The 25,190-nt window shown below is 63.3% G+C and carries 28 protein-coding genes and 1 tRNA gene; 12 read left to right on the plus strand and 17 right to left on the minus strand.

Going from position 1 to position 25,190, the window contains the following annotated elements; translation table 11 throughout:
- Both pnp and V7082_RS15315 read left to right on the plus strand, forming a co-directional pair.
- A partial coding sequence (gene pnp / locus V7082_RS15310) for a polyribonucleotide nucleotidyltransferase (RefSeq protein WP_334150000.1) occupies positions 1-1,328 on the plus strand: 1,328 nt, incomplete at its 5' end.
- Positions 1,329-1,395: 67 nt separating this feature from the next.
- The gene (locus tag V7082_RS15315) at positions 1,396-1,914 is read left to right on the plus strand and encodes a GrpB family protein (RefSeq protein ID WP_334150002.1); all 519 of its coding nucleotides are present in this window, start codon (positions 1,396-1,398) and stop codon (positions 1,912-1,914) included.
- On the opposite strand, the gene V7082_RS15320 is transcribed toward V7082_RS15315, so the two are convergent.
- From V7082_RS15320 to V7082_RS15330, 3 genes are read right to left on the minus strand one after another with little or no spacing between them, the layout of a single operon-like run.
- Complete coding sequence (locus V7082_RS15320; protein WP_334150004.1) at positions 1,880-2,629, minus strand: sirohydrochlorin chelatase; 750 nt, start codon at positions 2,627-2,629, stop codon at positions 1,880-1,882. The genes V7082_RS15315 and V7082_RS15320 overlap by 35 nt on opposite strands.
- Positions 2,626-3,219: a DUF4202 domain-containing protein gene (locus tag V7082_RS15325; protein WP_334150006.1), complete on the minus strand. Its 594-nt coding sequence runs from the start codon at positions 3,217-3,219 to the stop codon at positions 2,626-2,628. The genes V7082_RS15320 and V7082_RS15325 overlap by 4 nt, the downstream gene beginning before the upstream one ends.
- Before the next feature lie 10 nt (positions 3,220-3,229).
- Positions 3,230-3,589, minus strand: a complete 360-nt coding sequence (locus V7082_RS15330) for a DMT family protein (protein WP_334150007.1) — start codon at positions 3,587-3,589, stop codon at positions 3,230-3,232.
- A 188-nt stretch (positions 3,590-3,777) separates the two neighbouring features.
- On the opposite strand from V7082_RS15330, the gene V7082_RS15335 reads away from it, so the two are divergent.
- A complete protein-coding gene (locus tag V7082_RS15335; RefSeq protein ID WP_334150009.1) occupies positions 3,778-4,161 on the plus strand; it encodes a DoxX family protein in 384 nt (127 codons plus the stop codon).
- 205 nt (positions 4,162-4,366) lie between these two features.
- Here V7082_RS15335 and V7082_RS15340 read toward each other — a convergent pair whose 3' ends face one another.
- Complete coding sequence (locus tag V7082_RS15340) at positions 4,367-5,110, minus strand: superoxide dismutase (protein ID WP_334150011.1); 744 nt, start codon at positions 5,108-5,110, stop codon at positions 4,367-4,369.
- Between the two features lie 115 nt (positions 5,111-5,225).
- On the opposite strand from V7082_RS15340, the gene V7082_RS15345 reads away from it, so the two are divergent.
- Both V7082_RS15345 and V7082_RS15350 read left to right on the plus strand, forming a co-directional pair.
- Positions 5,226-5,960: a TlyA family RNA methyltransferase gene (locus V7082_RS15345; RefSeq protein ID WP_334150013.1), complete on the plus strand. Its 735-nt coding sequence runs from the start codon at positions 5,226-5,228 to the stop codon at positions 5,958-5,960.
- Positions 5,953-7,182, plus strand: coding sequence for a class I SAM-dependent RNA methyltransferase (locus V7082_RS15350; RefSeq protein WP_334150015.1), 1,230 nt, complete (start codon positions 5,953-5,955; stop codon positions 7,180-7,182). The genes V7082_RS15345 and V7082_RS15350 overlap by 8 nt, the downstream gene beginning before the upstream one ends.
- A gap of 126 nt (positions 7,183-7,308) precedes the next feature.
- Here V7082_RS15350 and V7082_RS15355 read toward each other — a convergent pair whose 3' ends face one another.
- The 3 genes from V7082_RS15355 to V7082_RS15365 form a co-directional block, all read right to left on the minus strand.
- The gene (locus tag V7082_RS15355) at positions 7,309-7,470 is read right to left on the minus strand and encodes a hypothetical protein (RefSeq protein WP_334150017.1); all 162 of its coding nucleotides are present in this window, start codon (positions 7,468-7,470) and stop codon (positions 7,309-7,311) included.
- 244 nt (positions 7,471-7,714) lie between these two features.
- Positions 7,715-8,740 carry a DedA family protein gene (locus tag V7082_RS15360; RefSeq protein ID WP_334150020.1) on the minus strand — a complete coding sequence of 342 codons (1,026 nt, stop codon included), beginning with the start codon at positions 8,738-8,740 and terminating at the stop codon, positions 7,715-7,717.
- A gap of 106 nt (positions 8,741-8,846) precedes the next feature.
- Positions 8,847-9,308 carry a hypothetical protein gene (locus tag V7082_RS15365; protein ID WP_334150022.1) on the minus strand — a complete coding sequence of 154 codons (462 nt, stop codon included), beginning with the start codon at positions 9,306-9,308 and terminating at the stop codon, positions 8,847-8,849.
- A 149-nt stretch (positions 9,309-9,457) separates the two neighbouring features.
- Here V7082_RS15365 and V7082_RS15370 point away from each other — a divergent pair, with 149 nt between their 5' ends.
- The 3 genes from V7082_RS15370 to V7082_RS15380 all read left to right on the plus strand — a co-directional run bounded on the left by V7082_RS15370 (position 9,458) and on the right by V7082_RS15380 (position 11,634).
- A complete protein-coding gene (locus V7082_RS15370; protein ID WP_334150054.1) occupies positions 9,458-10,426 on the plus strand; it encodes a quinone oxidoreductase family protein in 969 nt (322 codons plus the stop codon).
- A 27-nt stretch (positions 10,427-10,453) separates the two neighbouring features.
- The gene (locus V7082_RS15375; RefSeq protein WP_334150023.1) at positions 10,454-11,086 is read left to right on the plus strand and encodes a glutathione S-transferase N-terminal domain-containing protein; all 633 of its coding nucleotides are present in this window, start codon (positions 10,454-10,456) and stop codon (positions 11,084-11,086) included.
- 278 nt (positions 11,087-11,364) lie between these two features.
- Complete coding sequence (locus tag V7082_RS15380; protein ID WP_334150026.1) at positions 11,365-11,634, plus strand: hypothetical protein; 270 nt, start codon at positions 11,365-11,367, stop codon at positions 11,632-11,634.
- Between the two features lie 49 nt (positions 11,635-11,683).
- On the opposite strand, the gene rpoH is transcribed toward V7082_RS15380, so the two are convergent.
- Entirely contained in the window at positions 11,684-12,571 is an 888-nt protein-coding gene (gene rpoH / locus V7082_RS15385) for an RNA polymerase sigma factor RpoH (RefSeq protein ID WP_334150028.1), read from the minus strand.
- A gap of 279 nt (positions 12,572-12,850) precedes the next feature.
- Positions 12,851-13,969: an RluA family pseudouridine synthase gene (locus V7082_RS15390; RefSeq protein ID WP_334150030.1), complete on the minus strand. Its 1,119-nt coding sequence runs from the start codon at positions 13,967-13,969 to the stop codon at positions 12,851-12,853.
- Between the two features lie 210 nt (positions 13,970-14,179).
- Between V7082_RS15390 and V7082_RS15395 the strand changes: the two genes are divergently transcribed.
- The 4 genes from V7082_RS15395 to V7082_RS15410 all read left to right on the plus strand — a co-directional run bounded on the left by V7082_RS15395 (position 14,180) and on the right by V7082_RS15410 (position 17,415).
- Positions 14,180-14,255 (plus strand) — tRNA-Glu (locus V7082_RS15395).
- A gap of 354 nt (positions 14,256-14,609) precedes the next feature.
- Positions 14,610-15,161, plus strand: coding sequence for a helix-turn-helix transcriptional regulator (locus V7082_RS15400; protein WP_334150032.1), 552 nt, complete (start codon positions 14,610-14,612; stop codon positions 15,159-15,161).
- Complete coding sequence (locus tag V7082_RS15405) at positions 15,158-16,510, plus strand: HipA domain-containing protein (RefSeq protein WP_334150034.1); 1,353 nt, start codon at positions 15,158-15,160, stop codon at positions 16,508-16,510. The genes V7082_RS15400 and V7082_RS15405 overlap by 4 nt, the downstream gene beginning before the upstream one ends.
- A gap of 395 nt (positions 16,511-16,905) precedes the next feature.
- Positions 16,906-17,415, plus strand: a complete 510-nt coding sequence (locus tag V7082_RS15410) for a hypothetical protein (protein WP_334150036.1) — start codon at positions 16,906-16,908, stop codon at positions 17,413-17,415.
- A gap of 43 nt (positions 17,416-17,458) precedes the next feature.
- Here the strand turns inward: V7082_RS15410 and V7082_RS15415 are convergent, their stop codons facing one another.
- The 8 genes from V7082_RS15415 to V7082_RS15450 form a co-directional block, all read right to left on the minus strand.
- A complete protein-coding gene (locus tag V7082_RS15415; RefSeq protein WP_334150038.1) occupies positions 17,459-18,448 on the minus strand; it encodes a DUF4238 domain-containing protein in 990 nt (329 codons plus the stop codon).
- Positions 18,449-19,858, minus strand: a complete 1,410-nt coding sequence (locus V7082_RS15420) for a caspase family protein (RefSeq protein WP_334150040.1) — start codon at positions 19,856-19,858, stop codon at positions 18,449-18,451.
- A gap of 537 nt (positions 19,859-20,395) precedes the next feature.
- Complete coding sequence (locus V7082_RS15425) at positions 20,396-21,208, minus strand: sulfite exporter TauE/SafE family protein (RefSeq protein ID WP_334150042.1); 813 nt, start codon at positions 21,206-21,208, stop codon at positions 20,396-20,398.
- A gap of 43 nt (positions 21,209-21,251) precedes the next feature.
- A complete protein-coding gene (gene arsH / locus V7082_RS15430) occupies positions 21,252-22,070 on the minus strand; it encodes an arsenical resistance protein ArsH (RefSeq protein ID WP_334150044.1) in 819 nt (272 codons plus the stop codon).
- Positions 22,067-22,486 (minus strand): arsenate reductase (glutaredoxin), encoded by a 420-nt coding sequence (gene arsC, locus V7082_RS15435; protein ID WP_334150046.1) that lies wholly within the window; start codon positions 22,484-22,486, stop codon positions 22,067-22,069. Before arsC ends, arsH begins: the two co-directional genes overlap by 4 nt.
- A gap of 2 nt (positions 22,487-22,488) precedes the next feature.
- Entirely contained in the window at positions 22,489-23,190 is a 702-nt protein-coding gene (locus tag V7082_RS15440; protein ID WP_334150048.1) for an MIP/aquaporin family protein, read from the minus strand.
- The gene (locus V7082_RS15445) at positions 23,190-23,708 is read right to left on the minus strand and encodes an arsenate reductase ArsC (protein ID WP_334150050.1); all 519 of its coding nucleotides are present in this window, start codon (positions 23,706-23,708) and stop codon (positions 23,190-23,192) included. Before V7082_RS15445 ends, V7082_RS15440 begins: the two co-directional genes overlap by 1 nt.
- A gap of 12 nt (positions 23,709-23,720) precedes the next feature.
- The gene (locus V7082_RS15450) at positions 23,721-24,056 is read right to left on the minus strand and encodes an ArsR/SmtB family transcription factor (protein ID WP_334150052.1); all 336 of its coding nucleotides are present in this window, start codon (positions 24,054-24,056) and stop codon (positions 23,721-23,723) included.
- Positions 24,057-25,190: the final 1,134 nt, after the last annotated feature.

The raw sequence follows: 25,190 nt of genomic DNA on the forward strand, positions 1-25,190 counted from the left end.
TGCTGCTGACGGACGCCTTCAAGGCGCTCGAAATGGACATCATGCGCGGCGACGTCCTCAAGACGAAGCGGCGCATCGACGGGCGCGACCTCGAGACCGTGCGTCCGATCCTGTCCGAGGTTCACGTGCTGCCGCGCACGCACGGCTCGGCGCTGTTCACGCGCGGCGAGACGCAGGCGCTGGTGGTGGCGACGCTCGGCACCGGCGAGGACGAGCAGTACGTCGACAGCCTCGAGGGCACGAAGAAGGAGCGCTTCCTGCTCCACTACAACTTCCCGCCCTACTCCGTGGGTGAAACTGGCCGCATGGGTTCGCCCGGCCGGCGCGAGATCGGCCACGGCAAGCTCGCCTGGCGCGCCATCCGTCCGCAGCTCCCGAAGCCGGACGAGTTCCCCTACACCCTGCGCGTCGTCTCGGAGATCACCGAGAGCAACGGCTCGTCGTCGATGGCGACGGTGTGCGGCACGTCGTTGGCGCTCATGGATGCCGGCGTTCCGCTGAAGTCGCCGGTCGCAGGCATCGCCATGGGCCTGATCAAGGAAGGCGATGACTTTGCCGTGCTGTCGGACATCCTCGGTGACGAGGACCACCTCGGCGACATGGACTTCAAGGTGGCCGGCACCGCCAACGGCGTCACCGCGCTGCAGATGGACATCAAGATCACCGGTATCACCGAGGAGATCATGAAGGTCGCCGTCGAGCAGGCGCACAGGGGCCGGCTGCATATCCTTGGCGAGATGGCCAAGGCGCTGACGGGGGCTCGCGAAGAGCTCGGCGAGTACGCGCCGCGCATCGAGACGATCAAGATCCCGACCGACAAGATCCGCGAGGTGATCGGCTCGGGCGGCTCGGTGATCCGCGAGATCGTGGCCGAGTCCGGCGCCAAGATCGACATCGACGACGACGGCACGGTGAAGATCGCCTCCGCCAGCCGCGAGAGCATCGAGAAGGCGCTGGCGCGCATCAAGGGCATCACGTCCGAGCCCGAGGTCGGCCAGATCTACAAGGGCAAGGTCGTCAAGATCATGGAGTTCGGCGCGTTCGTGAACTTCTTCGGTGCCAAGGACGGCCTCGTGCACATCTCGCAGCTCACCCAGGGCCGTCCGCAGACGGTGGGCGAGGTCGTGAAGGAGGGCCAGGAGGTCTACGTGAAGCTCCTGGGCTTCGACGACCGCGGCAAGGTGCGCCTCTCGATGAAGATCATCGACCAGGCGACCGGCCAGGAGATCCCGCGCGCCGAGGGCGAGCCCGAGGAGCAGTTCTCTGCCGAGCGTCCGCCGCGCCGCGAGCGCGAGGGCGGCCGCGGAGAGCGCCGCCGGCGGGAGTAGCGCGCGCGATCAGATCAACGACGGCGGCGAGATCCTCGCCGCCGTTTTTGTTTGAGGTGCCGTTTCGGTGACCCGGACCGACATGCCATCCGAGCCCGATTTCGCGCTGCATGCGGACCATGCTCAGGCGCGGGCGGATGCAGAGCGGCTTTTTGCGCGCATCTCGCCCGAGCTTGCGAGGATTTTGCCGGCCTCCGCGGACATCCGTCATGTCGGCGCGACGGCCGTGCCGGGCTGCCTGACAAAGGGCGATCTCGATATCGTTGTCAGGATTGCGGCCGAGGACTTTGTTGCGGCGGATGCGGCCTTGGCGGGGCGGTTCGTGCGGAATGCCGGCTCGAAGCGCACGGACGCCTTTTCGTCATTCGAGGATGATGCGACGTCGCCGCACCTCGGCATCCAGCTTACGGTTGTGGGTGGCGAGGACGATTGCTTTCATCTCTTTGTCGATGCGCTCGGGCAGAATTCAGAGCTTGTCGCGCGCTATAACACGCTCAAGCACCAGCACGACGGCAGTCCGATGGACGTCTATCGGGCGGCAAAGAGCGCCTTCATCCGGGATGTCCTGAACCGTCTCGGCGGTTGATGGCTGCCGTCAGCGTGGCGGCGATGAGGGGCGCGACGGCAGGGCTGTTGCCGATGGCGCCGGTGTAGATCGCATTGGCGCCGGTTTCGGTGATGGCGTCGGGAACGTCCTCGGCCGCGTGCAGGCCGTCGCCGAAGAAGAAGCCGGCGACGATGGTCGGGACGGTGCTCGTGCGGAGTGCGTCCTCGACGAACGGTTCTTCTTCGAGGAACGCTGTCGTGACGCTCGCGAAGCGGCGGGCGAGGGCCACGCGTGCGGCGGCCTTGCGTGTGGCGGTGGCGGACGCAGGCCCGAGCTTTGAGCCGTGGCCGACGATGAGGAGCCGCGATTTCAGGGGTTCGAATCCCCTACGGGGCGCCACAGCCTCAGCCTCTTGCACGAGGATGTCAGGCAATCCCGGGTCAAGGCCAAGCGGTGTCAGGATCAATGGTTCGGGTGTTGTGCCCGCCGCAAGGACGCGTTCGCGCACCTTCTGCACGAAGTAGCCGTCGGCCATGAATAGCGGATAGACGGCGATGCGGGACGCGCCCGATGCTGCCGCGTTCGTCACGGCCTCCTCGATCGTGGGCTTGCCCTTCAGCATTCCGGTCAGGACAGGGAGACCCGTCAGCGCGCGAACGGCGCCGGCCTGGGCCTCGAGGGCGGCGTTGGGGAAGGCGCCGCCGCGGTCGCCGTGACTCGCGAGTACGACCACCAGGGGCTGAGTGGAGCTCATGGATCGCACGCCTCGGCGGCTGCCGTTTTGAGCGCGCTCAGGATCGCGGGCGGGAGGTCGAGCGTTGTGGCGGCCCGCTTGCCGTGCTCGGACATCTTGGCCAGGGTCTTGGCGAGGATGCTCACGACCTTTTCGGGCGGATGCTTGGCGGCGAAATCTTCAGCGTAGTGGGCCAGGAAAACGAGGGCAGCGACGTCCTCAAGGGCTTGCGTCTCGGGGTCGCGGCGCAGGTTCTCCTTGCGAAGCAAGGATCCGACACGGGCGATTTCTTCTTCGCCGTATCCGCAGGCGGCGAGGATCTCGCCGGCCCATTCGGCGTGCTTACGGCCAAGCTCCTTGCGCCAGCGCAGATAGCCGCCGCGATCCATGGGATAGCTCGACCGCGGCACTTCCCAGCGGCGAATGTGCTGGGCGCGTGCGGCGAGCTGGAGGGCTTCGGACGTCTCCGGGTAGACGCGCGCGAGCATCGCCGACATGCGTTGCCCGTAGGCGAGCTCAGCCGGAACGTCCGCTCCGTCGAGCGGGATGCGGTGCGGATCGGCGCCGTTGGCGGCGTCGATCCGGGCGATGGCGGTGCTCAGGCGGTCCATCGGGGCAAACTCACAGCGGGCCTTTGAAAATGAAATAGGCCCCGGCGACGATGAGCGCAAAGCCCATCAGGTGATTGATGGTCAATGGCTCCTTCAAATAGAGGATCGAGAAGCCTGCGAAGACCGTGAGCGTGATCACCTCCTGGATCGTCTTCAATTCGGCGGTCGTATAGACCGAGGAGCCGAGCCGGTTGGCGGGAACGGCAAGGCAGTACTCGAAGAAGGCGATGCCCCAGCTCACAAGGATGGCGATCCAGAGCGCGGTGGTCTTGTACTTGAGATGGCCGTACCAGGCGAACGTCATGAAGACGTTCGACAGGGACAGGAGCACGATGGGAGCAAAAGCGCTCGTTGAGCCGAAACTCGGCAAGGGGGCCTCCGTATCGCAATCGTGGACTAGGCCCTCGGGCGCTCGCCCTCGGGGTCACGCGACTGATTAAGGCAAGCTGCTCTTTCTGTCTCGATCGAGGTCTCGGCCGGTGACCGGATGTGACGAAGTGGGTAGACTGGCGGCACTCGAACCTCTCCATCGGAGAGGCTCATTCCATGAGGGTCCCCATGCCGCTCAACCATGATCTTGCGAGCCTCGTCGCCCGCCTCCTCATTGCCTCCCTGTTCATCCTGTTCGGGTTCGAGAAGATCACGGGCTACGCCAGCTCGGCCGGATACATGGAGGCCTATGGATTGCCCGGAGCCCTGCTTCCGCTGGCCATTCTCGTGGAGCTCGGCGGCGGCATTGCCATCCTGCTCGGGCTCTTCTCGCGCTGGGCGGCCCTCGCACTGGCCGGCTTCTGCATCGTCACCGCCCTCGTGTTCCATACCGGATGGTCGGGCGACGGCGGCCAGGGACAGCTCATCAATTTTATGAAGAACCTGGGGGTGGCGGGCGGTCTTCTGCTGCTCGCGGCCAACGGGCCAGGAAAGTATGCGGTGACGGACTGAGCGCGCCGATCTTCCGGGCGCCGGTGTCCCTCCCCCGGTAAAGGGGGAGGGAGCGGCAGCGATCCGATCAGCGCGGCACGCCTCCGCCGGATCGGGACGACATAGAGCCCCGCCTCTGATAGGATCAGAGGCGAGGCTCTATGTTTCTGGTTTGACGCGTTTTCTTAACGCGAAGTGGATTCCACTTCGCTTGAAACGCTCTAGGTTAAATCTTCAGGGTTCCCGCCTTCGCCGCCGCGTAGCGTTCGCCGATGGCCTTCCAGTTGACGACGTTCCACCACGCCTTGAGATAGTCCGGGCGCCTGTTCTGGTATTTCAGGTAATAGGCGTGCTCCCAGACGTCGTTGCCGAAGAGGACGCGCTTGCCCTCCATGACCGGCGTATCCTGGTTGGGCTTCGAGACCAGCGCCAGCTTGCCGTTCGCATCGACGGTGACGAACACCCAGCCGGAGCCGAAGACCTTGCCGCCTGCGGCGTTGAAGTCCGTCTGCAGCTTCTCGAGACCGCCGAGATCGCTGTCGATGGCAGCTTTCAGCTCGCCCTCGGGGCCCGGGCCGCCTGGGGCGCCCATGATCTGCCAGAACATGGAGTGGTTGGCGTGGCCGCCGCCGTTGTTGCGGACCGCGGTGCGGATGGCGTCCGGCACCTCGTCGAGCTTCGCCAGCAGCTCCTCGAGCGGCAGCTTTGCCAGCTCGCCGTGGTCGGCGAGGGCTTTGTTCAGGTTGTTGACATAGGCTTGGTGGTGCTTTCCGTGATGCAGCCCCATGGTGGTGGCGTCGATGTGCGGCTCGAGCGCGTCGGGCTTATAGGGAAGGTCGGGCAGCGTAAACGGCCCGGTGGGAGCGGGGTCGGCGGCGAAGGCCCGGCCGATGCCTCCGCTCGAGACGGCGGTCAGGAGGGTCGCGGCACCGGCGGCGCGGAGGAAGCTTCGGCGGTCTGGGTTCAACATCAAAGATCTCCGTAGGAGCTGAATAACCGTTGCTGCACGAGAACACGGCCACACGTATATAGCTCCCCTTTATGGCAACGCCAGTCGCGGCGATAAGGTTCGCGAGGATCGGGACATGAGCCTCCGGCTCGACAAAGCGCTTCTGCTCAGGGGGCTCGTGGCCACGCGCTCGCGCGCCCGCGACCTGATCGTGCGCGGGGCGGTCCGCGTGGACGGGGCCGTCGCACTCAAGCCGGGTGTGCAGGTGGCCGAGGACGCGCCCATCGCGCTCGCGGAATCGCCCGACTACGTGTCGCGCGGCGCGCTCAAGCTCGCGGCGGCGCTCGAGGTGTTCCGGTTCGATCCGCAGGACCGCGTGGCGCTCGATGTCGGGGCCTCGACGGGCGGCTTCACGGAGGTGCTGCTGCGGCGCGGGGCCAGGCACGTCTTTGCGGTCGATGTCGGACATGGGCAGTTGCACCCGGGCCTCGTGCGGGACGCACGCGTGACCTCGCTCGAGGGGCGGGACGCGCGGACGCTTTCGGCGCGCGAGATCCCGGAGCGTGTCGATGCGATCGTGGCTGACGTGAGCTTCATTTCTCTCGAGAAGGCGCTGCCGGCGGCGCTGGCCCTTGCCGCCCCCGGCTGCTGGCTGGTCGCCCTCGTCAAGCCGCAGTTCGAGGCCGGGCGCGATGCGGTCGGCAAGGGCGGGATCGTGCGCGATGCCGCGGTGCGCGATGCGCAGGCCGAAAAGATCGCGACCTGGATCGGCGGCTTGCCCGGATGGCGCGTCACGGGCGTGATCCCTTCGCCGATCGAGGGCGGATCGGGCAACCGTGAGTTCCTGCTCGGAGCGGTCCTCGATGGATGACGATACGGACATCATCATCGAGCGCCTCGGCGCGAAAGGCGACGGCGTGGCGACGTGCGCGGGCTGCGCCGTCTTCGTGCCGTTCGCGTTGCCCGGCGAGCGGTGGCAGGTGCGCGGGGATGCCTTCGAGCGGCTGAGCGACAGTGCCGAGCGCGTGGCCCCCGTCTGCCGGCATTTCGGCGCGTGCGGGGGGTGCCTCGCCCAACACATGTCGCCGGCGCTCTACCGCGACTGGAAACGGGGGCTCGTGGCCGAGGCGTTTCGCTATCGCGGCATCGCCGCCGAGGTGGCGCCGCTCGCGACCGTGGCGGCGGCTTCGCGCCGGCGGGCGTTCCTCGGCGTCGAGCGGCGCGGCGCCGATGTCGTCATCGGCTTCCGCGAGGAGGGACGGCATGCGCTCGTGGATCTCGCCGAATGCCCGGTGCTCGATCCGCTGATCGTCGCCGCGGTGCCAGGGCTGCGGGACATGGCGCGGCGCGTGATGGCGGATCGCGCGGGCGGGCGTCTCGTCGTGACGCGGCTCGACCGCGGGCTCGACGTGTCGTTCGACAACGGGCGCCGGGATCTCTCGCCGCACGAGCGGGCCGAGGTCGCCGCGCTGGCGCAGACGCTCAAGCTCGCGCGCCTCGCGGTCGGCGGCGAGGTGATCGTGGCGGCGGGAACGCCGGTCGTCACCATCGGCGGGGTCGCGGTCGAGATCGAGCCGGGGCTCTTCCTGCAGGCGGTGCCCGAGGCCGAGCGGCTGCTGGCCGACCTCTGCGTCGGGGCGCTGCCGCGGTCGGCGCGGACGGTCGCCGATCTCTTCTCGGGCGTCGGGACGCTGACGCTGCCGATCTCGCGGCGGGTCTCGGTTGCGGCCTACGACAGCGACCGGCGGGCGATCGCGGCGCTCTCGCGGGCCGTGCGCCATGCGCAGGGGCTGAAGCCGGTGACGGCCGTCGTGCGCGATCTCTTCCGTGAACCGCTTTCGGCGCGCGAGCTCAACGCGTTCGATGCGGTCGTCTTCGATCCGCCACGGGCGGGCGCGGCGGAGCAGGCGGAGCGGATCGCGAAATCGAAGGTGCCGCTCGTGATCGCCGTCTCATGCAACCCGGCGACGCTCGCCAGGGACGCGCGGGCGCTCATCGACGGCGGCTACCGGATGGGGCCGGTGACGCCGATCGACCAGTTCCTCTATTCGGCGCACGTGGAGGCGGTGGCCGTGTTCCGGCGCTCGCGGTAGCGTTAGCGCACCAACTCGACCTCTCCCGATGGGGAGCGGTTGACGCGAGGGCGAAGCCTCGAACGGTCGGTGGGCGTTCCGATCCCGAGGAACGCCAGCGACAGCCTCAGGCCGAGGAAGGGTGCCTCAGGCCGAGGCCTTGGCGGTGCGGGCCTTGCCGGCCAGCTTCTTCAGGCGCTTCCTGGCCCCGGCGGTGTTGCCCTGGATGCGGGTCACCTTCTTGCGCGGGATGGCGCGGCGGGCCTTCTTCTTCTGGATCTCGACCTTGCGGTGATGGCGGGCGGTCATGCGGGAAAATCCTTTGAATAGCCGGGCGCCGGGCCCTGGCGGCGATCTCAAACGCCCCGTCTAAGCGATCTCGGGCCCTGAGGCAAGCCGGGCCGGGGCCCGATCGGCCGGGCATCCGCCGGCCGGGTGGCGTGCCTCCCGTGCCGCGCCACCCTGTCGCAGGCTGCCCGGTTCTGCCGCCCGTCGCATGGCGGCTCTTTGGCCGTGATCGCGGTGCCGTGCCGGCGTGTTCCCGCACGCTCACTCAGGCTCGCGCAACGAGCGTGCCGACGACGATAGCGGGCAGGATGAGCGCCAGCGACCAGAGCACGGCGGAGATCGCGCTCATGCCGACGAACGGCAGCATCGGGCGCTCGAGGGAACCGGTCTCCAGCGGGACCAGGCCGCGGTTGAAGCCCTGGAACTTGCTCAGGATGAGGCTCACGGCGCCGTGCCTCTCGACGAAGGCGCGTGCGTCGGCATGCTGCTTCTGAGTGGCGCAGAACGGCCAGACGCGCGCGCGGTCCTCTTTGTGCGTGATGCCCTTGTAGTAGGCATAGACGTCGCCCACGAAAGCGCCGGCCGCGACGGCGAGCAGGATCAGCGGGATGTTGCCGTTGCCGACCACCATCAGCGACCCGAACGCGAGCACGAGCAGCACCGTCGGAACGAACAGCACCGGGCGCGGGATGCTGTTGGCCACGGCCAGGAGGAACAGCACGGCCGCCACCGTGTATTGGTGCGCGGCGAGGAAGGCGATCACCTCGTCCTTGAAGGTGACGAGATAGAAGGAGGGGCCGATCACGCCGGTGGCCCAGATGAAAGCGGAGAGGAGGTTGGCGATCTGGAACGGGATCTCCCGCATCCGGAACATGCCGGCGACGACGGGGATTACCGCGCGCACGGGGCCGAAGAAATGTCCGAGGAACACGCCGAAGGCGCCGTAGGTCTCGAAGAACTCCTGCGCTTGGGAGATCAGGTGCGGACGCGTGGTGAACGGCCAGATCTTATGGACGCTGTCCTTGAAGTAACGGCCGATCCAGAAGGAGACCGCATAGCCGAGCGCGCCGCCGAAGCCGGCCCATAGGATCGCGGGGACGAGGATGCTCGCGTCGACGCCGCTGGCGGCGAGCAGGGCGGCAATGCCGACCAGGATGGCGGTCCCCGGGATGATCAGCGAGAGGAAGCAGAAGCTTTCGCCGAACGCGACGAGGAATGCGACCGGACCCGCCCAGCTCTCGTGCTCCCGGACGAACGCCACGACGGTTTCGACGACTGCTTCAAGGGCCATCCGGACAGGTGTCTCCGTGAGAAGGGTTGCGGGCGCGGCCGGCTCATTCGCTGCCGGTCGGCGGGCTGCGAGGCCTGCCGGGCAGGGCGGGGCAGTGTGGCCAGCCTCAGCCGGTCTTGCAACGGCGATTGAACTCGGTCTGCAACTCGCGGCCGACCTCGCCGGCGAGCATGATGCTGCGCGACATCTGCGCCGGGGTCAGCTTGGTGCCGATGCTGGCGAGGCTCGTTCTCGCGGTGTCCGCCTCGAGCCTGCCGCGTTTCAGCTCGTCGCAGGTCAGCTCTTTCTTTTTCGTCTTGAAAGCGAACAGGCGCACGCCCGATGCGTAGGCTTCCGGGGTCGGGGTTTCGTGCACCCAGCTCCGGGACTTGTCGTCCACCATGCTGCGCAGGGTTGCCTGACGCCGCTGGACGCATTCGGAGCTGTCGTCCACGCAGCCGAGCCCGGCGCGCGTTCCGATCTCGGGCGCGGTGCCGATGGCACACGCTCCAAGGCATCCGCTGAGGCCCAGCAAGCCGGCGACCAAGGCCAGGTTCGCCGCACTCGCTGCGGCGTGTCGCACGCTCATCTCGCGGCCTCTTGTTATCCCCGATGGGAGCCAATAGAAGCCAGCCGTGGCGGGGTCAAGGCGCTCACGTGGAGCCGGTGTGCTCCAATCGCGGCGGGATCGCGTATCGTAATATCGATATCCAATTCCTTTTCATGGAGTTGCTCGCAATGGTGCATGGCGTGCGCGTGCATGTCCCCGGCGGCCCGGAGTGTCTCCGGTGGGACGAAATCGAGGTCGGATCGCCCGGGCCGGGAGAGGTGCGAATCAAACAGCGTGCCGCCGGCCTCAACTACATCGACGTGTACCATCGCACCGGGCTCTATCCGCTCGCCGCGCTGCCGGCCGTCATCGGAATGGAGGGCGCGGGCGATGTGGTCGCGCTCGGCCCCGGGGTAACATCGCTCTCGGTCGGCGACCGCGTTGCCTACGCGGGCGTGCTCGGCGGTTATGCGGAGGAGCGGCTGATCGCGGCGGACCGGCTGGTGAAGCTGCCCCAAGGGATATCGTACGAGACGGCGGCGGCGATGATGCTGCAAGGCATGACGGTCCGTTATCTCTTGCGCGAAACCTATAAGGTCGGGCCGGAGACGACGCTGCTTTTCCATGCGGCGGCGGGTGGCGTGGGCCTCATCGCCTGCCAATGGGCGCGGGCGCTCGGCGCAACGCTGATCGGGACCGTGAGCTCGGACGAGAAGGCGGAGCTCGCTAGGGCGCACGGGGCGGCGCACGTCATCGTCACCTCGCGCGAGGATTTCGTGGCGCGCGTCCGGGAGATGACCGACGGGAGAGGTTGCGACGTCGTCTACGACAGCGTCGGCAAGGATACGTACCGCGGCTCGCTCGACTGCCTCAAGCTGCGGGGCCTGTGGGTGAGCTTCGGCAATGCGTCGGGGCCGGTGCCGCCGTTCGATCTGACGCTGCTCAAGGGCTCGCTGTTCGCGACGCGACCCTCGCTCATGGCGTACACCGCGACGCATGCCGAGTTGGCGGAGACGGCCGCCGATCTTTTCCGCATGGTCGAGAGCGGTGCCGTCAAAATCACCATCAACCAGACGTATCTGCTGAGCGAGGCGGCCGTGGCGCATGCGGCCCTCGAAGCGCGCCGCACGACCGGCTCGACGGTGCTGACGATTTGAGCCTGACCGGACCTCAGGAGGCCACGCATGACGCAACAGCCGATTGACTTCTACTTCTGGCCGACCCCCAACGGGCACAAGATCCGCATCATGCTGGAAGAGTGCGGGCTCCCCTACCGCGTGAAGCCGGTCGACATCACCAAGGGCGACCAGTTCAAGCCCAAGTTCCTCAAGATCTCGCCCAACAACAGAATGCCGGCCATCGTCGATCCGGACGGGCCCGGCGGGGAGCCGATCTCGGTCTTCGAGAGCGGGGCGATCCTGCAGTACCTCGGCCGCAAGACGCGCAAGCTCTATCCGCGCACCGAGCGCGCCCGCGTCGAGGTGGACGAATGGCTGTTCTGGCAGGTCGGCGGGCTCGGGCCGATGGCCGGGCAGGCTCATCATTTCCGGATCTACGCGACGGAGAAGGTTCCCTACGGTATCGCGCGCTATACGAAGGAGACGACGCGGCTCTACGGCGTGCTCGACAAGCGGCTCAAGGGGCGCAGCTTTATCGCCGGGGCCTACTCGATCGCGGACATCGCGGCCTATCCCTGGGTGCTCTCATGGGAGCGGCAGGGCCAGGTGCTCGACGATTTCCGGAATATCAAGGCGTGGGTCGAGCGGATCTCCGCGCGGGAAGCCGTCCAGCGGGGGCTGTCGACGGCGCTCAAATGAGGGCGCCGCCCCGGTATCCTTCGGCAATCTCGAAGGATGGTTAGCGGGTGGTTTCCGCAATCGTTAAGGTTGGATTTTCGCGTGGCCGGAAGTCATCCGTTTGGTCCGAAACGGGGCGGCGGACAACCGCATTTTGGCAAAGCGCCTGTTCCCTAGTTTACCGCTTCTCATGAGAGGACGGCCTATCGTTTTCGTCGGGATCCCCCGTTCTGCCGCCGCTTCCGGCGGGTTCCGTGCGGGTTCGGGTCCGATGAACGAATGGCCAGAGGTGAACAGGGATGGCACGATTTGATTTTTCGGCCGGCGACGTCTTCGGCGTCTCGGCACAGGGAGGCGGGGCGGACGCACTTTTCCAGCTCGGCCTCATGTACTGCTCGGGGCGCGATGTGGAGATCGATCTCGTCGAGGCGCACAAGTGGTTCAATCTCGCAGCGCTACGCGGCAACGAGGACGCCAAGGCCTACCGGGTCGAGCTCTCGCGTGAGATGACGAAAAAAGAGATCGCGGCGGCCCAGAAGGGCGCGCGGGAGTGGCTGAAGCTCCACTGAAGCGGCCGGGTCAGGCCCGGCCCCTTCGTGGTTTCTTCTTTTCGCCCGCTCAGGCGACGTCGCCCGTCTCCAGCCGCGCCGCGTTCTGCACGGCCTTCTGCACCTTCTCGAAGGCGCGAACCTCGATCTGGCGAATGCGCTCGCGCGAGACGCCGAACTCGGTGGACAACTGCTCGAGCGTGATCGGATCGTCTACAAGACGGCGCGCCTCGAAGATCCGCCGCTCCCGCTCGTTGAGGGTGGCCAGCGCATCGCTCAGGTAGGACTTGCGCCGCCCCAGCTCCTGGCTCTCGACGAGCTGCTCCTCCTGGTCCGGCGCGTCGTCCACCAGCCAGTCCTGCCATTCGCCCGACTCGGAATCGGCCCGCACCGGCGCGTTCAGCGACGCATCGCCGCCGAGGCGGCGGTTCATCGAGACGACATCCTCCTCCGACACGCCGAACTTCCGGGCGATCGACTTCACGTGCTCGGGCTTGAGGTCGCCCTCCTCGAGCGCCTGAAGCTGGCTCTTGGCGCGGCGCAGGTTGAAGAAGAGCTTCTTCTGCGCGGCGGTGGTGCCCATCTTCACGAGGCTCCACGAGCGCAGGATGTACTCCTGGATCGAGGCGCGGATCCACCACATGGCATAGGTTGCGAGGCGGAAGCCGCGATCGGGCTCGAAGCGCTTCACGGCCTGCATCAGGCCGACGTTGCCTTCCGAGATGACCTCGCCGATCGGCAGGCCATAGCCGCGGTAGCCCATGGCGATGCGCGCCACGAGACGCAGATGCGATGTGATCAGCTCCTGCGCCGCGTCCGGGTCACCATGCTCGCGCCAACGCTTGGCGAGCATGTATTCCTGGTTCGGCTCCAGCATCGGAAAGCGCCGGATCTCCTCGAGATAGCGAGAGAGCCCGCCGGATCCACCGGCTATGGTCGGAACGGATTTCGCTGCCATGTCCTTCAAACGCTCTGGTCCGGACTTGACCGGCCAGTCGACGCTCCCCATGTGATCGTTTGACGAGGCGATTGCCTGACGAGGTTGCTTTCGCGATCCTCAAACGCACGCTTCCGCTTCAGATTCACTTCGATCCCTCCGGATGGACACCTCGTCCACCCGACCGATCTCGGCACTGACTTCACCTATTACGTCGTTGCTCAACGCTTGGATCGCTCGGCGGTTTCAATGCCTGTGGTCTTAACGCGATCCTACAACCGAATCCGGCGGGGCAGCTAATTACCGTTTGGAAACGTTGGGCTTTGTCTTGGGGCGTTTTCGCGTGTCCGGCAACGGTTTCAGGGCCTCGTAAAGCGCCTGGATATCGGACGGTCGCGGACTTGTGAAGCGAAGCGAGCGACCGGTGACCGGGTGCTCGAACCCCAGCTCCAGTGCGTGCAGTGCCTGCCGGGCCAGGCTGTCGAGCGCTCGCGCGGCGCGTTCCGTCAGACGCCGCGTGCTCGACTTGAAGCCGGCACCGTAGGCGGGATCCCCCATCACCGGATGACCGATGTGGGCGAGATGGACGCGGATCTGATGCGTGCGCCCGGTCTCGAGCGCAAGGCGGAGACGCGACGCCAGGGGCTTTCCGTCGGGTCCTGCAAAGGACTCCAACACCTCGAAATGCGTGGCCGCACGGCGGCCATGTGGGCTGCGCACGACCGCCATGCGTGTCCGGTTGGTCGGGCTGCGGCCGATACTGGCGTCGATGATGCCCGACGGGCGCGGTGGCACGCCCCAGACGAAGGCTTCATAGGTGCGCGTGAGCCGGCCGTCGGCGCCGTGGGAAGCGAACTGCTCCGCCAGCCCCTGATGGGCCGCATCGGTTTTCGCAACCACCAGAAGCCCTGAGGTGTCCTTGTCGAGCCGATGCACGATGCCGGGGCGCTTGACGCCTCCGATGCCCGACAGCTCTTCGCCGCAGTGGGCGATTAGCGCATTGACGAGGGTGCCTTGCGCATGGCCGGCGGCCGGATGCACGACAAGCCCGGCGGGCTTGTCGATGACGATCAGGTGCTTGTCCTCATGGACGATCGCGAGCGGGAGCGGCTCTCCGGCGGGCTCGGCCGCCGTGGGCGGCGGGATGGTGATGCGTATCCGCTGCCCCGGGGCCACGCGCGTTGCGGCGTCGGCCAGAATACTGGCCTCGCCCTCGACGTTGCCGCTGCGGATCAGAGCCTGGATGCGGGCGCGGCTCAGGCCGGCGAGGCGCGTGGCGAGGAAGCGGTCCAGTCGCTGCCCGGCATCGGCGTCGGTGACCTCAAGCGCGTGAACGCCGTTTGCGGGGGCAGCCGGCGCGTCCTCGATCGCGTCGCGCTCGGCATCCTCGCTCGCCGTCGGTGTCGGGAGAGTGTTCATTCGGGCGGATTTTCGTCGTTCGTTCGGGATCATCCAGGTCATGACCTAGCGCCCGCCACCCCTTCGGGCAACGGGGCGCCTCGGTGCGGCCGACGGGACACGGGCGGGCGTGCCCGGTGCGACGCCTTGGCGCCGATGAGGCCATTCGGGGAAAGATCGCGCTTGATCGGGCGCGCCGCCTCTCCTATAGGTGGCGTCCTTCGGAGAGCAGCCCCGTTCGTCTAGTGGCCTAGGACACCAGCCTCTCACGTTGGTAACAGGGGTTCGAGTCCCCTACGGGGCGCCACGTATTTTTGCAAGCATTTCAAATGCTTATGCAGTGCGCACCGTGGGGGACTCGAACCCCGCGATTTTATTCTGGTTTTTCAAGGCTGAATGATCCCAGCTACAACCATGCTGAACTGGATCTCCATATGCATAACTGAAGACATCTGTGCTCCCGTACGGGAGCATTGCTGTGTAAACGCCTAGAAATTTCCATACATGATCCCGTACGGGACCAATTTTATCTCGGCGCTCCCGATCGGGAGCAAGAGTCCTTGACTGGCTAAGATTTCTAGCTTATGTTCCCGTACGGGAGCAGATGATGCCTAGACCGCCTTACAGGAAGAAGCAAAAGACAGATAGGATGCGCCTAGCCGTGCGCGTCCCGCTTAGCGAGGACGCCCATGCCCTCGTCGATCGCATTCAGCCGGCACTGAAACTATCGGACCTCATCAACACCCCGGAGATCAGGTCCGCCGTATCTGCCAATCAGGAAGTAGGCGAGCAGGTGCGCGCGACTTTGCAGCTGCCCCATGTTGAGGAGCTTCTCAGGCAAACGCGCGAGATGGCAGCTATCGGAAACGAGCAATTGGTGGGCCCCAAAACGGCGCAGGAGATGGCGCGAGTAGCCGCAGCGGCATCTTCTCCCCCGCTCGTCGTGTCTCGATCTACCCTTCCGCCTCCACCAACCAAGGGGAGCGATAACACGGGATCCTCGGTGGTCGTCACGTCCGCGCGCGATCTTGGCCAGCTTATTCGAAAGGAGCGCGAAAGCCGAAAGCTGTCGCAGCAGGAGTTCGCTGATCTTGTTGGCGTCGGGCGACGTTTCATCTCCGAGCTCGAGAACGGCAAGACGACCCTCGAGTTTGACAAGGTCCTGCAAGTGGTCTCCGCCACTGGCATCGATGTGTCGGCGCGGCGCCGATGACAGAGCTGACGCTTGACGTGCGCCTCGACGGCTTCGCCGAGCCCGCCGGCGCTCTCGTACGCGATCAGCAAGGCGCGCTCGCATTCGTCTACACAGCGGCGCATTTGGCCCGATCAGATGCGTTGCCCTTGTCGTTGTCATTGCCGCTAACCGACGAGCCTTACGGGGATGTCGCGGCACGGGCCTTCTTCGACAACCTGCTCCAGGAGCGGGACGGTGCCCTCACCGAGGTGATGGCACGAGAAGGCCTGAGCCGGGACGATGTGGCTGGTCTTCTGCTGCATCTCGGCAAGGATTGCGCCGGGGCTTTGTCGGTGCTCCCAGCCGGCGCGCCGCCCGTAAAGGTGCCCGGTAACCCTGCGGCTGATTACAGGCCTCTGAGCGAGAGCAAGCTGATCGGCATCGTCACGGCGCTGCGGGATCGACGACGCCTCCCCGAGGGAACAACTGACCCATCTCCACTTGCAGGTGTCCAAAGCAAGATTGCGCTCACCCGATTGCCCGATGGGCGATTTGCGGAGCCGCTGCCGGGGTCAGGTGCACCCACGACACATATCTTAAAAGTTCCGGACCGGGATCACCCGCGAGACGCCGCCTACGAATCCGCGACCCTTGATCTGTCTCGGGCGCTGGACTGTGAAACATCAGATGCGCTTGTCGTTGACATCGGCGGAATAGAAGCTTTGCTGGTGCGGCGGTTCGATCGCGCGCTCGACGGGCAGGGACGCATTGTCCGATTGCACCAAGAGGACTTTGCACAGGCGCTAGGTCTACCGGCGGCACTCAAATATGAGCGCAAAGGGACCAAGGAGCGCCGCTTCGACGTGGCAGGGATTCGCAGGGTCCTCGATGCGACCGCCAATCCCATCGACGCTCGGGACCGCTTCATCCGCGCGACCTTTTTTGATCTCATGACTGGCAACGTCGACAATCATGCCAAGAATTTTGCCATCCTCCACACGGCCCTCGACGGCATCGGCTTCGCGCCACGTTACGACCTGCTCCCAACCCGCCTCGATCCCAATCTGACTGACGAGTTGGCATTCAAGATCGGCAACGCCAGAACATTGGACGCCCTGACACTCTCTGATCTAGACCAGTTTTTGACAGCGCTTGGCGTGAGTAGTGCCGCGGCGCGGCGACGCGTCTTCACGCGCCATGCGCAGTCTCTCGCCAAGGGGCTAAGCGAGTCCTTTGACGAGCTGGCACGCAAGGGAATGAAGTCATTCGCTGATCTCATGGCCTCCAATCTACGCCAGCTCTTGCCTGTATTGGACATTGTAGTGCCTGAGGCAGCAATGGCGCGTGATGCCTTTGTCAATCGCGGTGGTGGATGGCTGAGCAGCTAAGCGGCGGACCGATCGTAGAGATGGCGGCAGAATGTCAATGGAAGCGACACCACTGCGTGCCCGTCACGTACCTCAAGTTGCAAAAAATTCGGGATGACGAAGCTCAAGAGATGTCAAAGGCCCATTGAACTTGCGGTCGCCGAATACATCAGTGCCCCCTTCAAGCGTGAACGTCCCAGTTACCCTACCATCTGGGTATTTTTCAGCTAGCTGCGTCACCGTCCGTGTATTCTCCCGCATATTTGCGCTTCGCCATCATCTGGCTGAAACATTCGAGTCTTCCGTTGGCTTAGGATGATGAGCGTGTTGCGTGCGATCTAGAGAATATTCAAGACTCACGCTTTCCCGCGTCAAGCTTCATAGAATCTGTGGGCAGCCGAAACCGTGGAGCTGGCATGAAGCCGTCATCTCAAGCGACCTATGAGCGCGCGCGCCGCTTAGCCAACGTAGCCTGCTTCACCGTCGCCTTGCAGCGCCGGAGGCTCATGACCTCAGAACCCGATGATGGTGAGTTTAGATTTCGAAGATGGGCCGACTTCCAGTTCTTGATTGTCGCTCTCGCTCGGTTGCGCCGCGCTGCAGTTCTTGCAGCCAAGGTGCCGGAGATAAGGGTCCCGATCGGTACAGCGATCAAAGCGTTTGATGCATCCATGCCAGACCTGAAGATCATGCGCGACGTTGCCGAGCACATCGACGAGTACGCAACAGATGAAGGGCGAAAAAGTGCGAAGCCCGGACGAAACAGCAGCGGCGTCCGGCGGCAGGCCTTGGAAGTGGCGTGCGTAGGAAAGCGCCACGTTCAATGGCTCGGCTGCTCACTCGACACCGAGCAGGCCGTACGGGCTTCCGAGGCTCTATTCAAAGCAATTAAGTCAAACATGCCGGACAAAGCCAAGGTCGTCTAAGTCCTCCGCGCGAGAGATAACTTATCGAGTGAGCGCCGCTTCGCTACCGTTTCCATTTCGGTTTGCTACGCCGCTCGCCAAAAATATTCTCAAACGCGACACCATGCTGGCCGTCTTTGACGAACGGCTTAGCAAGTACCACCGGCGACGACTTCGCATGTGACCGGATGAGTTTTTCGTCGGGTGTGCTTCTTGCATAGATCGCCGAATAGCTGAAACGAACGATCTTCTCGTTCACGAGGCTCACATCGTTGGCGTCCTGTAGCTCCGAGTATTCAAGCCCGTTCGCGCTGAACCGAGATTTATCCCAAGATGCGCCCGCGATCATGAGCTTGGGGCTCACCGGCATCATCAGCATGACCTCGCCCTGCGGCTCCAGCGCGTAGGGGCGCAATTCTTCATTACTGACGCTCGGGTTGAAGTACATCACCGGGTTGTCACTCGTCAGAAAATCAACGTCCGTTCGGTTGTGCACCGCAACGAGGCCTATCCGATCAAAGACCAGGCCCATTGCTTTGATGATGTGGATCATCGCGTGAATCGATTGATGCGGGTCAATCGCGACCTGCACATGGTCGAGAATGTTCTCAAGGCCCTCGGGCATCGGTGGCAACTTGCCCTCGGCCTTGAGTTTCCGCGTCGTCGCCATCACCGCTTCCGCCAGTAGGAACTCTGCCGCGTCGCGTGCTGCGGGAACGCGAGCCCGCTGCAAGGCAAGAAAGCAGAAGATGTCTTCCAGACTGTCGTTGACGCTCTCAGACGCGGCCAACCGCTGAACGATCGCCGGCCACTTACTCTCTAAATCGGAGAAGCGGTCTTCCAAAGTGTTGGTGTCCCGTCCGCCTTCCAGCAGCGGTTGGGCATAGTAGTAGTCCTCGAACGCGGTGCTGCCGGGCGTGCTTCTGAATGGCTTGTCGGGCTTGTCCTTACGATAGACCGTAAGCATCCCGTCTTCGGCGGCAAATGCCTTGAGGTAGGCTACAGGCACGTAGTGATGCCGCCGCTTAGTCTGCGCCGCATTTTCTTTGCCCATTTACGCCGTGCCCTTCACGGATTCGCCAATCTTGCGAACATAGCTCCGAACGATGGCCAGCGGCTCCACGTGGATGCCCTTGGCTACCTCACGCGCATCGGCGCTCCAGCCACATGCCGTCCACTTCCATTGCGTCGCTGCTTCCCCACCGTCAAATGAACCCCATCCCGAACGCTTCTGAAAGCCTGTAGTCGTCAGCACCAAACATTCACGCAGTGACGGAAGAAATGCTATCTCGGCCACCGGGCGCTTCAGATTCATGAATTTCGGCTCGAAGTAGAGCTTTACGTGCACGTTCTTGAGTTGGCAGTTGTTGTCTAGATAGGCTGTTTCATCGTAGATCGGCGCATACATGTAGGAAGTCAGCGCTCCATAGAACGACTCCCGGCGCTTTTCCCGCGTGACGCCACTCCCAACAAAGGTATCATCTCGTTGCCTTCCCGCGAGAAGCCTGACAACGGCTCTCTTGTTCTCAACCTGCTCGTAGTCATCGTAGCGCGCCAGCCGACACTCGAAAAAGCCGCGCAGCTCACTCTCCATGCGGCTAGTGTCCAGTACATGTTCTGCGACGGCTTCGATGAAACTCTGCGCATCCTGCGATGACGGGATCTGTTTCTCAAGCTCCTCGAGGTAATCCCAGGCCGCTTCAAATTCACTTTGCGGTCTGAACTCTACTGCGGGTTCCGCATCCGGCGTGCTTTCAGCAGATATTTTCTGACGGATCGTATCGAGATTGGCCGCGTCGGCGCAGAATATTTCCTGCAAAGTACCCTGCTTCATGATATGCGGCGTTTGCCGGGCATTGCCTACAAATGCGTCTCGCAGGCTGCTTTCAACATCCGTGTAATACACAACACCGCTTGTCTTCCTCACGCATGCCGCGCGAAGCTCGCGAGTGAACACGCTGAGCGTTTCACCTCCGAAGGCGTTCTGCTCTTCCGTGCATGCCGAATACTGAATATAGTTTTTGAAATCGGCTCGCTTGGTGAGCGGTTCGTAGTCGGATTTTATTAGATTGCGCCCTGCGTTGCAGGCGTCAACTATGTTGACAACAAGCGAAGCGTCGAAGCTCCGCAATATGTCGTGCAGGTCGTTTCTGGACAGCCCCGTCGTATTGGGTGCGCCCGACGAAAAGCCCTTAAAGCACATGAAGAAGTCGGAATCATCGGAATACCCATGACCGGTAAAATAGAGGAGCAGCTCGTCAACGTCCTTTATCTCCGACGATAGCTCCCGCAATTGATCTTTAACGCGATCAATTTCCTCGTTCTTATACTCGAAAATCTGGTCGAACTTTTTGCATCGGTCGAGCAACTCACGAACGCTCGCAACGTCATTCAGGCAGCAATCGAGGTTGTCGAAGTTCGTGTATTCCGAATTGCCGATCAGGATAGCGATGTTCTTCTTCATGCCCCGCGCGCCGCTTGGAGGTGTGGTTGATTCGATGATGAATGGTGCCTCAGCCGCCCATGATCGGGCAAGGTGGCTCGCTGAAATCGGGTGAAATCAGGCCACGCCCGCCGAGTAGATCGGCGGAGCTCGTCACCTACTCACGCATTTCCGCAGATGGAGTCGTCATGCCGCGGCTTGCCTTGCAGGCGAAGCCGGTGCTTGGGCACTGTCAGGTCGAGGCGGCGCATGCCTCATCCGACGGAAGATCTTTGGCAGTCAGTTTAGCTGTTAAGAGAATGCTGGGTATACGCACTGTCCACTCCGGGATGATGTATGACCTCGATAGTCAGAGCGCGATCGGCAGGGTGGTTTGTGGTCAGCGGGCGGCAAATGGCTGGATCGCTGAGAAGGCCTAGGATAGCTGGTGTCTGCTTGTCATCAATCATCAGACGCCGAGGATAAAGCCGCTGGTGTCTCGGTCAACAGCCTTTCCGATGTCCGCTGGTGGGACTATTCGCCAAATCGGCAAAGACTGCGTTTTGCCCTGAGCCAACCTCAACGGTGCTGCCAAACCTTGATCGCGGACAAGATGAGGATCGCCGCAAGCATAGGTAGCAAGACCACATCAGGCACGATACCAAGCAGCAGGCTGCCGATGAACGTGCCCACCACAGAACCAGCCGCCATAACAAGAAGGAAGCTCTTGTTGCGACCGATGACCGCGAAGCTTCCATCCCGGCTGTAGCGCGCGAACCCCACCATCATGGTCGGAAGGCTGACGGCAAGCGACAAGCTACCCGCCAGTTTGATATCCGCGCCGAAAAGCAGCACGAGCGTTGGGATCAAAAGCTCCCCACCTGCAACGCCGAGCAGCGACGCCACCACGCCGATTGCAAAGCCTGCGACCACGCCTGCGACGGCTAGCGGTATGCCGGAAAGGGACGGGCCCGACGGTGCGGTCGGGTCATGCCCGAACAGGAGGACCAGCGCGATCACAACCAATAGTACGGCGATGATCCGATAGAGAAGCTCCTGCTTCATCTTCACCGCCCAACTTGCACCGAGCCAAGCCCCCAGCAGGCTTCCGCAGAGCAGGTTGAAGATGATGAGCCAGTTGGCCGCGATCGCTGAGAACGGCACCGTCGCCGCGCGGAATGGCAATGCAGACGCGACAACGACAAGGCTCATGGCCTTGTTCAGGATCACCGCTTCCAGCGCCGCGAAGCGGAACACATCGATCAGAAAAGGGAGCCGGAACTCGGCGCCGCCAAGCCCGATCAGGCCGCCGAGCGTACCAATCAGCGCCCCGCTTACGAACGTCCATACCGGCCGCTTGCTGCCAGCGCCCGTGTCCAACTTTTGATCCATCTCTGAACCTTGGTGCGAAATCGCTGTAGCCGCTAAACTGGACCTACTTTGTCGCGACCGATGAGCCACAGCAATCGGTCCCGCAACACGCCTGCGGTGACGAGGATGGGTCTTCCTGATCGGGAACAGCTTTTGCGAGATTCACGCGTTTCGACAATTCCTCAGCACTCTCCTTCCGCTCGCTGTAGCGGTCGACGAGATAAGGCACGCGGTCGCGCAACAGCCACGTCATCTTGACCAGCTCCTCCATGACGTCGACCACACGGTCATAGAAGGCTGACGCCTTCATGCGTCCGTCCTCGTCGAACTCGTTGAAGGCCTTGGCGACCGATGACTGGTTCGGGATCGTGAACATGCGCATCCAACGGCCCAATACGCGCATCTGGTTCACGGCGTTAAAAGACTGAGAGCCGCCGCAGACTTGCATCACGGCGAGTGTCTTTCCTTGCGTCGGGCGGACGGCACCGACGGAAAGAGGTATCCAGTCGATCTGGGCCTTCAGAATGGCGCTCATCGCCCCATGGCGCTCGGGCGAGCACCACACCATGCCTTCCGACCACGCCGCCAGCTCGCGCAGTTCCTTCACTTTTGTATGGTCGTCCGGGGCGGCATCCGGCAACGGGAGTCCATCGGGATGAAAGATCCGCGTTTCCGCACCGAATGCTTCAAGGAGACGCTGCGCTTCGAAAGCGAGCAGGCGGCTGTAGGATCGTTTCCGCACCGATCCGTAAAGGAGAAGGATGCGAGGACGGTGCTGCGAAGGTGATTTGACGTCCAGCAAATGCGCCTCCGGCACGCGGAAGCAGGCTGGATCGATGTTGGGAAGCCTGGTGGAGGTATTGCCGGTTCCGTCTGCTGTCATGCGCGAGCTGCCTTGCGGGTCGGCACCACCTCGCCATCCTCCTTGGTGAAGGACCCGATATCGGGATTGGGCAGCACATCGAGCACAGCCTCTGACGGCCGGCAAAGCCGTGTGCCGAGCGGCGTCACGACAATCGGCCGATTGATCAGGATCGGATTAGCGACCATGAATTCGATGAGCTGGTCCTCCGTCCGATTGGGATCATCGAGGCCAAGCGTGTCGTACGGTGTCCCCTTCCGCCGCAACAGATCGCGCACCGAAATGCCCATGGCCTGAACGAGGTCCACGAGCTCTTGCCGTGACGGCGGCGCAATCAGGTATTCAATCACGCGCGGTTTCTCTCTGCTTTGGCGGATCATGGCCAGCGTGTTGCGGGACGTGCCGCAAGCCGGATTGTGATAGATCGTGATGGCCATGTTTACTCCGCGGCAGAACGAACGGAGCGGCAGACGGTTGAGAGCCGCTCACCTGTCAGCAGATGCACCAATACCAATGCGCAGAACGCACCCGCCAACTGGGCAGCGATGAATAATGGAACGTCTCCCAGTCTTATGCCGGCAAACGTGTCGGAAAAGGCACGCGCGAGCGTCACTGCCGGGTTGGCAAACGATGTTGAAGCGGTGAACCAGTACGCGGCGGTGATGTAGAGGCCGACGTTGGTCGCCACCGCTTCCGCACGAGCCCGCAACGTCAGCAGGATCGTCGTGATGAGCCCGAACGACGCGACACACTCGGACAGGGACTGACCCCATCCTGTACGGGCCTTGTGCGAGAGCTGGAGGATCGAAAGATCGAACATCGCGTGGGCCACGAGGACGCCGACGACCGCTCCTGCCGATTGCGCGACGATATAAGCAATTGCCACGCGCGCATCGAGTTCACCCCGGGCGGCGAATACAGCCGTCACTGCAGGATTGAAATGAGCGCCGGAAATCGGTCCCAGCATGGTGATCAACACCACCAGTATCGCACCGGTGGCAAGCGTGTTTGCGAGAAGTGTAATCCCGACGTTTCCGCCGGAAAGCGTCTCGCCCATCACGCCGGAACCGATCACTGTCGCGAGCAACAGGGCTGTGCCGGTGAATTCTGCCAGCACCCGCTGGAAGAATGACGACGCCATCAGGTCATCTCCGGCGAGGGATGTGCATTGCGGCCAATGTCATCAAGCCGCTTCTGAAGCGACAGCTTGTCGAGTGAGGCGAGCGGTAGGTTCGTAAATATGCTGATACGCTGGTAGAGCATGCGATGCGTGTCGGCAAAGGCGAAATGCCGCTCGCTATCGTTGCCCTCCGCCGCGCTCGGATCGGGCAGACCCCAATGAGCGCTGATCGGCTGACCGGGCCACACCGGGCAAACTTCGTTGGCGGCGTTGTCGCAGACCGTGAACACGAAATCGAGGTCCGGCGCATCCGGCGCAGTGAACTCCTCCCACGACTTCGACCGCAGCGAGGACGTGTCGTAGTTGAGCTGCCGCAGCAAATCCACGGCATACGGATGCACCTTGCCGCTCGGTTGGCTGCCGGCGCTGTAAGCCTTGAAGCGTCCGGCTCCGAGGCGGTTCAGGATCGCTTCCGCGATGATCGATCGGGCTGAATTGTGCGTGCAGAGAAAGAGCACGTTAAGTGGCTTGTCGGTCATTGATGACCTCCCTTACTTACAGACGCTTCGGACCTTCTTGATTGTTGAGCCACAGAGCTGCGGATTGCCCCGGCAGCAATCCTCGGTGAGGTAGGTTAAAAGCTGGCGCATTCCTTCGACGTGAACCGCATAGCGGATAAAGCGCCCATCGCGCGTGCCGCGAATCAGGCCGGCCCGATCAAGCTCCTTGAGATGAAACGATGCTCCCGTCGGCGTCGCCTTCACAGACTCGGCAATCTCTGAAGCCGGCAGACCAGCGGGGCCTTCGACGACGAGTAAGCGGAAAATGGCAAGGCGCTGCGGGTGCGCGAGCGCAGCGAGGGCGGTTACGGCTTGGTTCTCGTTCATTTAATGAACATTGCAAGGATTTTTGTAATATAAAAGAGAAACCGCGAGATCGATTTCATGGCTTCGAGACGACCCTCAGCGATGAATTTGAGTACGCCCCGAAGGGTCAATGGCGGTCGTAGTCAGCGAGGCTCAACATCCGCTCTTCACCCCGATGCCGACCTGCATGCGTCGACGCTCAGCGCGCTTGATTGATGGAGCCCGACTTCCACTTCTGGGACCGACCGTCAAACCGACTGCGTCAGCGATGGGCCATAAAGAGACATTCGGTTTAAGGAAGCACACGAAGTCAATCAAGATAAGGGCAGCGAAGCGCCTCACCGTCACATATGCTGCCCATGGCCTAATCGATATCGGGCTAGCAGGTTGCGAAAAGCGAGCTTAATCCGGTCATTGCCAATTGGTGTTATGGGTTGATGGGGTTGTGTCCTCGTGATTGCGATCGCCCCTCAGCTAGCAGCACCCTCTCGCCGGGCCCAAGACAAGACGAATGGGCAGGTCAGTCGCACTCTCGTCGGTATCCTGGAAGCGCCCCCCACCTCGATACGTCGTAGACCAGGATCGTGTCGAACACGTTCGGGCCGGAGGCAACGTCGGCGATCAGCTGGCGCAAGGCCGGACGCCCGTTGTAAGCTCGCACTTGCCGGAATCCTCATATGTGATGACGATCTCGATACCATGCGAGGCGGCGATGAATACTGCTGATAATCGGTCGACATCCGTACGTACTGGGCAACCTTGCTGCGCCCTCACACGCTACCGCTCTGGTGTGGGCTACCAAGTTCGCTGTTGCTTGCCGCTGCGCGCAGGAGGTTCGGGATTGTGTTCGACCCACTCGTCTGATGGGTGAGCCAGTGGTGCTGACCGAACTACGTGAGGGGTGTCGGGTGAGCTTGGATTCCTAGAGCCACCATCTGACGATTATCATCGGATGCGGACAACGTTCCGCAGCGACAGCGCAACAGACGCGACTTACGCGCCGGGTCAAAATCGACGGCTGGTAACCACCCGAAGGAAGAATTGGTCCGAGACCGGTTGCGGAATCAAATCCTTGGGTCGGCGCAGAAGCATGCTGCTTTTGACCCTCCCCCCGATTGGTACTCGTTTATAAGTAGACTCCGTTCTGGTTATGGT

Source organism: Hyphomicrobium sp. (assembly GCF_036833075.1).
Lineage (GTDB): Bacteria > Pseudomonadota > Alphaproteobacteria > Rhizobiales > Hyphomicrobiaceae > Hyphomicrobium_C.

Excerpts from the sequence above, each read along its gene's own strand:
- V7082_RS15320 (WP_334150004.1), bottom strand. The coding sequence starts at position 2,629 with ATGAGCTCCACTCAGCCCCTGGTGGTCGTACTCGCGAGTCACGGCGAC.
- V7082_RS15325 (WP_334150006.1), bottom strand. The coding sequence starts at position 3,219 with ATGGACCGCCTGAGCACCGCCATCGCCCGGATCGACGCCGCCAACGGC.
- V7082_RS15335 (WP_334150009.1), top strand. The coding sequence starts at position 3,778 with ATGCCGCTCAACCATGATCTTGCGAGCCTCGTCGCCCGCCTCCTCATT.
- V7082_RS15340 (WP_334150011.1), bottom strand. The coding sequence starts at position 5,110 with ATGTTGAACCCAGACCGCCGAAGCTTCCTCCGCGCCGCCGGTGCCGCG.
- V7082_RS15345 (WP_334150013.1), top strand. The coding sequence starts at position 5,226 with ATGAGCCTCCGGCTCGACAAAGCGCTTCTGCTCAGGGGGCTCGTGGCC.
- V7082_RS15350 (WP_334150015.1), top strand. The coding sequence starts at position 5,953 with ATGGATGACGATACGGACATCATCATCGAGCGCCTCGGCGCGAAAGGC.
- V7082_RS15355 (WP_334150017.1), bottom strand. The coding sequence starts at position 7,470 with ATGACCGCCCGCCATCACCGCAAGGTCGAGATCCAGAAGAAGAAGGCC.
- V7082_RS15360 (WP_334150020.1), bottom strand. The coding sequence starts at position 8,740 with ATGGCCCTTGAAGCAGTCGTCGAAACCGTCGTGGCGTTCGTCCGGGAG.
- V7082_RS15365 (WP_334150022.1), bottom strand. The coding sequence starts at position 9,308 with ATGAGCGTGCGACACGCCGCAGCGAGTGCGGCGAACCTGGCCTTGGTC.
- V7082_RS15370 (WP_334150054.1), top strand. The coding sequence starts at position 9,458 with ATGGTGCATGGCGTGCGCGTGCATGTCCCCGGCGGCCCGGAGTGTCTC.
- V7082_RS15375 (WP_334150023.1), top strand. The coding sequence starts at position 10,454 with ATGACGCAACAGCCGATTGACTTCTACTTCTGGCCGACCCCCAACGGG.
- V7082_RS15380 (WP_334150026.1), top strand. The coding sequence starts at position 11,365 with ATGGCACGATTTGATTTTTCGGCCGGCGACGTCTTCGGCGTCTCGGCA.
- rpoH (WP_334150028.1), bottom strand. The coding sequence starts at position 12,571 with ATGGCAGCGAAATCCGTTCCGACCATAGCCGGTGGATCCGGCGGGCTC.
- V7082_RS15390 (WP_334150030.1), bottom strand. The coding sequence starts at position 13,969 with ATGAACACTCTCCCGACACCGACGGCGAGCGAGGATGCCGAGCGCGAC.
- V7082_RS15405 (WP_334150034.1), top strand. The coding sequence starts at position 15,158 with ATGACAGAGCTGACGCTTGACGTGCGCCTCGACGGCTTCGCCGAGCCC.
- V7082_RS15410 (WP_334150036.1), top strand. The coding sequence starts at position 16,906 with ATGAAGCCGTCATCTCAAGCGACCTATGAGCGCGCGCGCCGCTTAGCC.
- V7082_RS15415 (WP_334150038.1), bottom strand. The coding sequence starts at position 18,448 with ATGGGCAAAGAAAATGCGGCGCAGACTAAGCGGCGGCATCACTACGTG.
- V7082_RS15420 (WP_334150040.1), bottom strand. The coding sequence starts at position 19,858 with ATGAAGAAGAACATCGCTATCCTGATCGGCAATTCGGAATACACGAAC.
- V7082_RS15425 (WP_334150042.1), bottom strand. The coding sequence starts at position 21,208 with ATGGATCAAAAGTTGGACACGGGCGCTGGCAGCAAGCGGCCGGTATGG.
- arsH (WP_334150044.1), bottom strand. The coding sequence starts at position 22,070 with ATGACAGCAGACGGAACCGGCAATACCTCCACCAGGCTTCCCAACATC.
- arsC (WP_334150046.1), bottom strand. The coding sequence starts at position 22,486 with ATGGCCATCACGATCTATCACAATCCGGCTTGCGGCACGTCCCGCAAC.
- V7082_RS15440 (WP_334150048.1), bottom strand. The coding sequence starts at position 23,190 with ATGGCGTCGTCATTCTTCCAGCGGGTGCTGGCAGAATTCACCGGCACA.
- V7082_RS15445 (WP_334150050.1), bottom strand. The coding sequence starts at position 23,708 with ATGACCGACAAGCCACTTAACGTGCTCTTTCTCTGCACGCACAATTCA.
- V7082_RS15450 (WP_334150052.1), bottom strand. The coding sequence starts at position 24,056 with ATGAACGAGAACCAAGCCGTAACCGCCCTCGCTGCGCTCGCGCACCCG.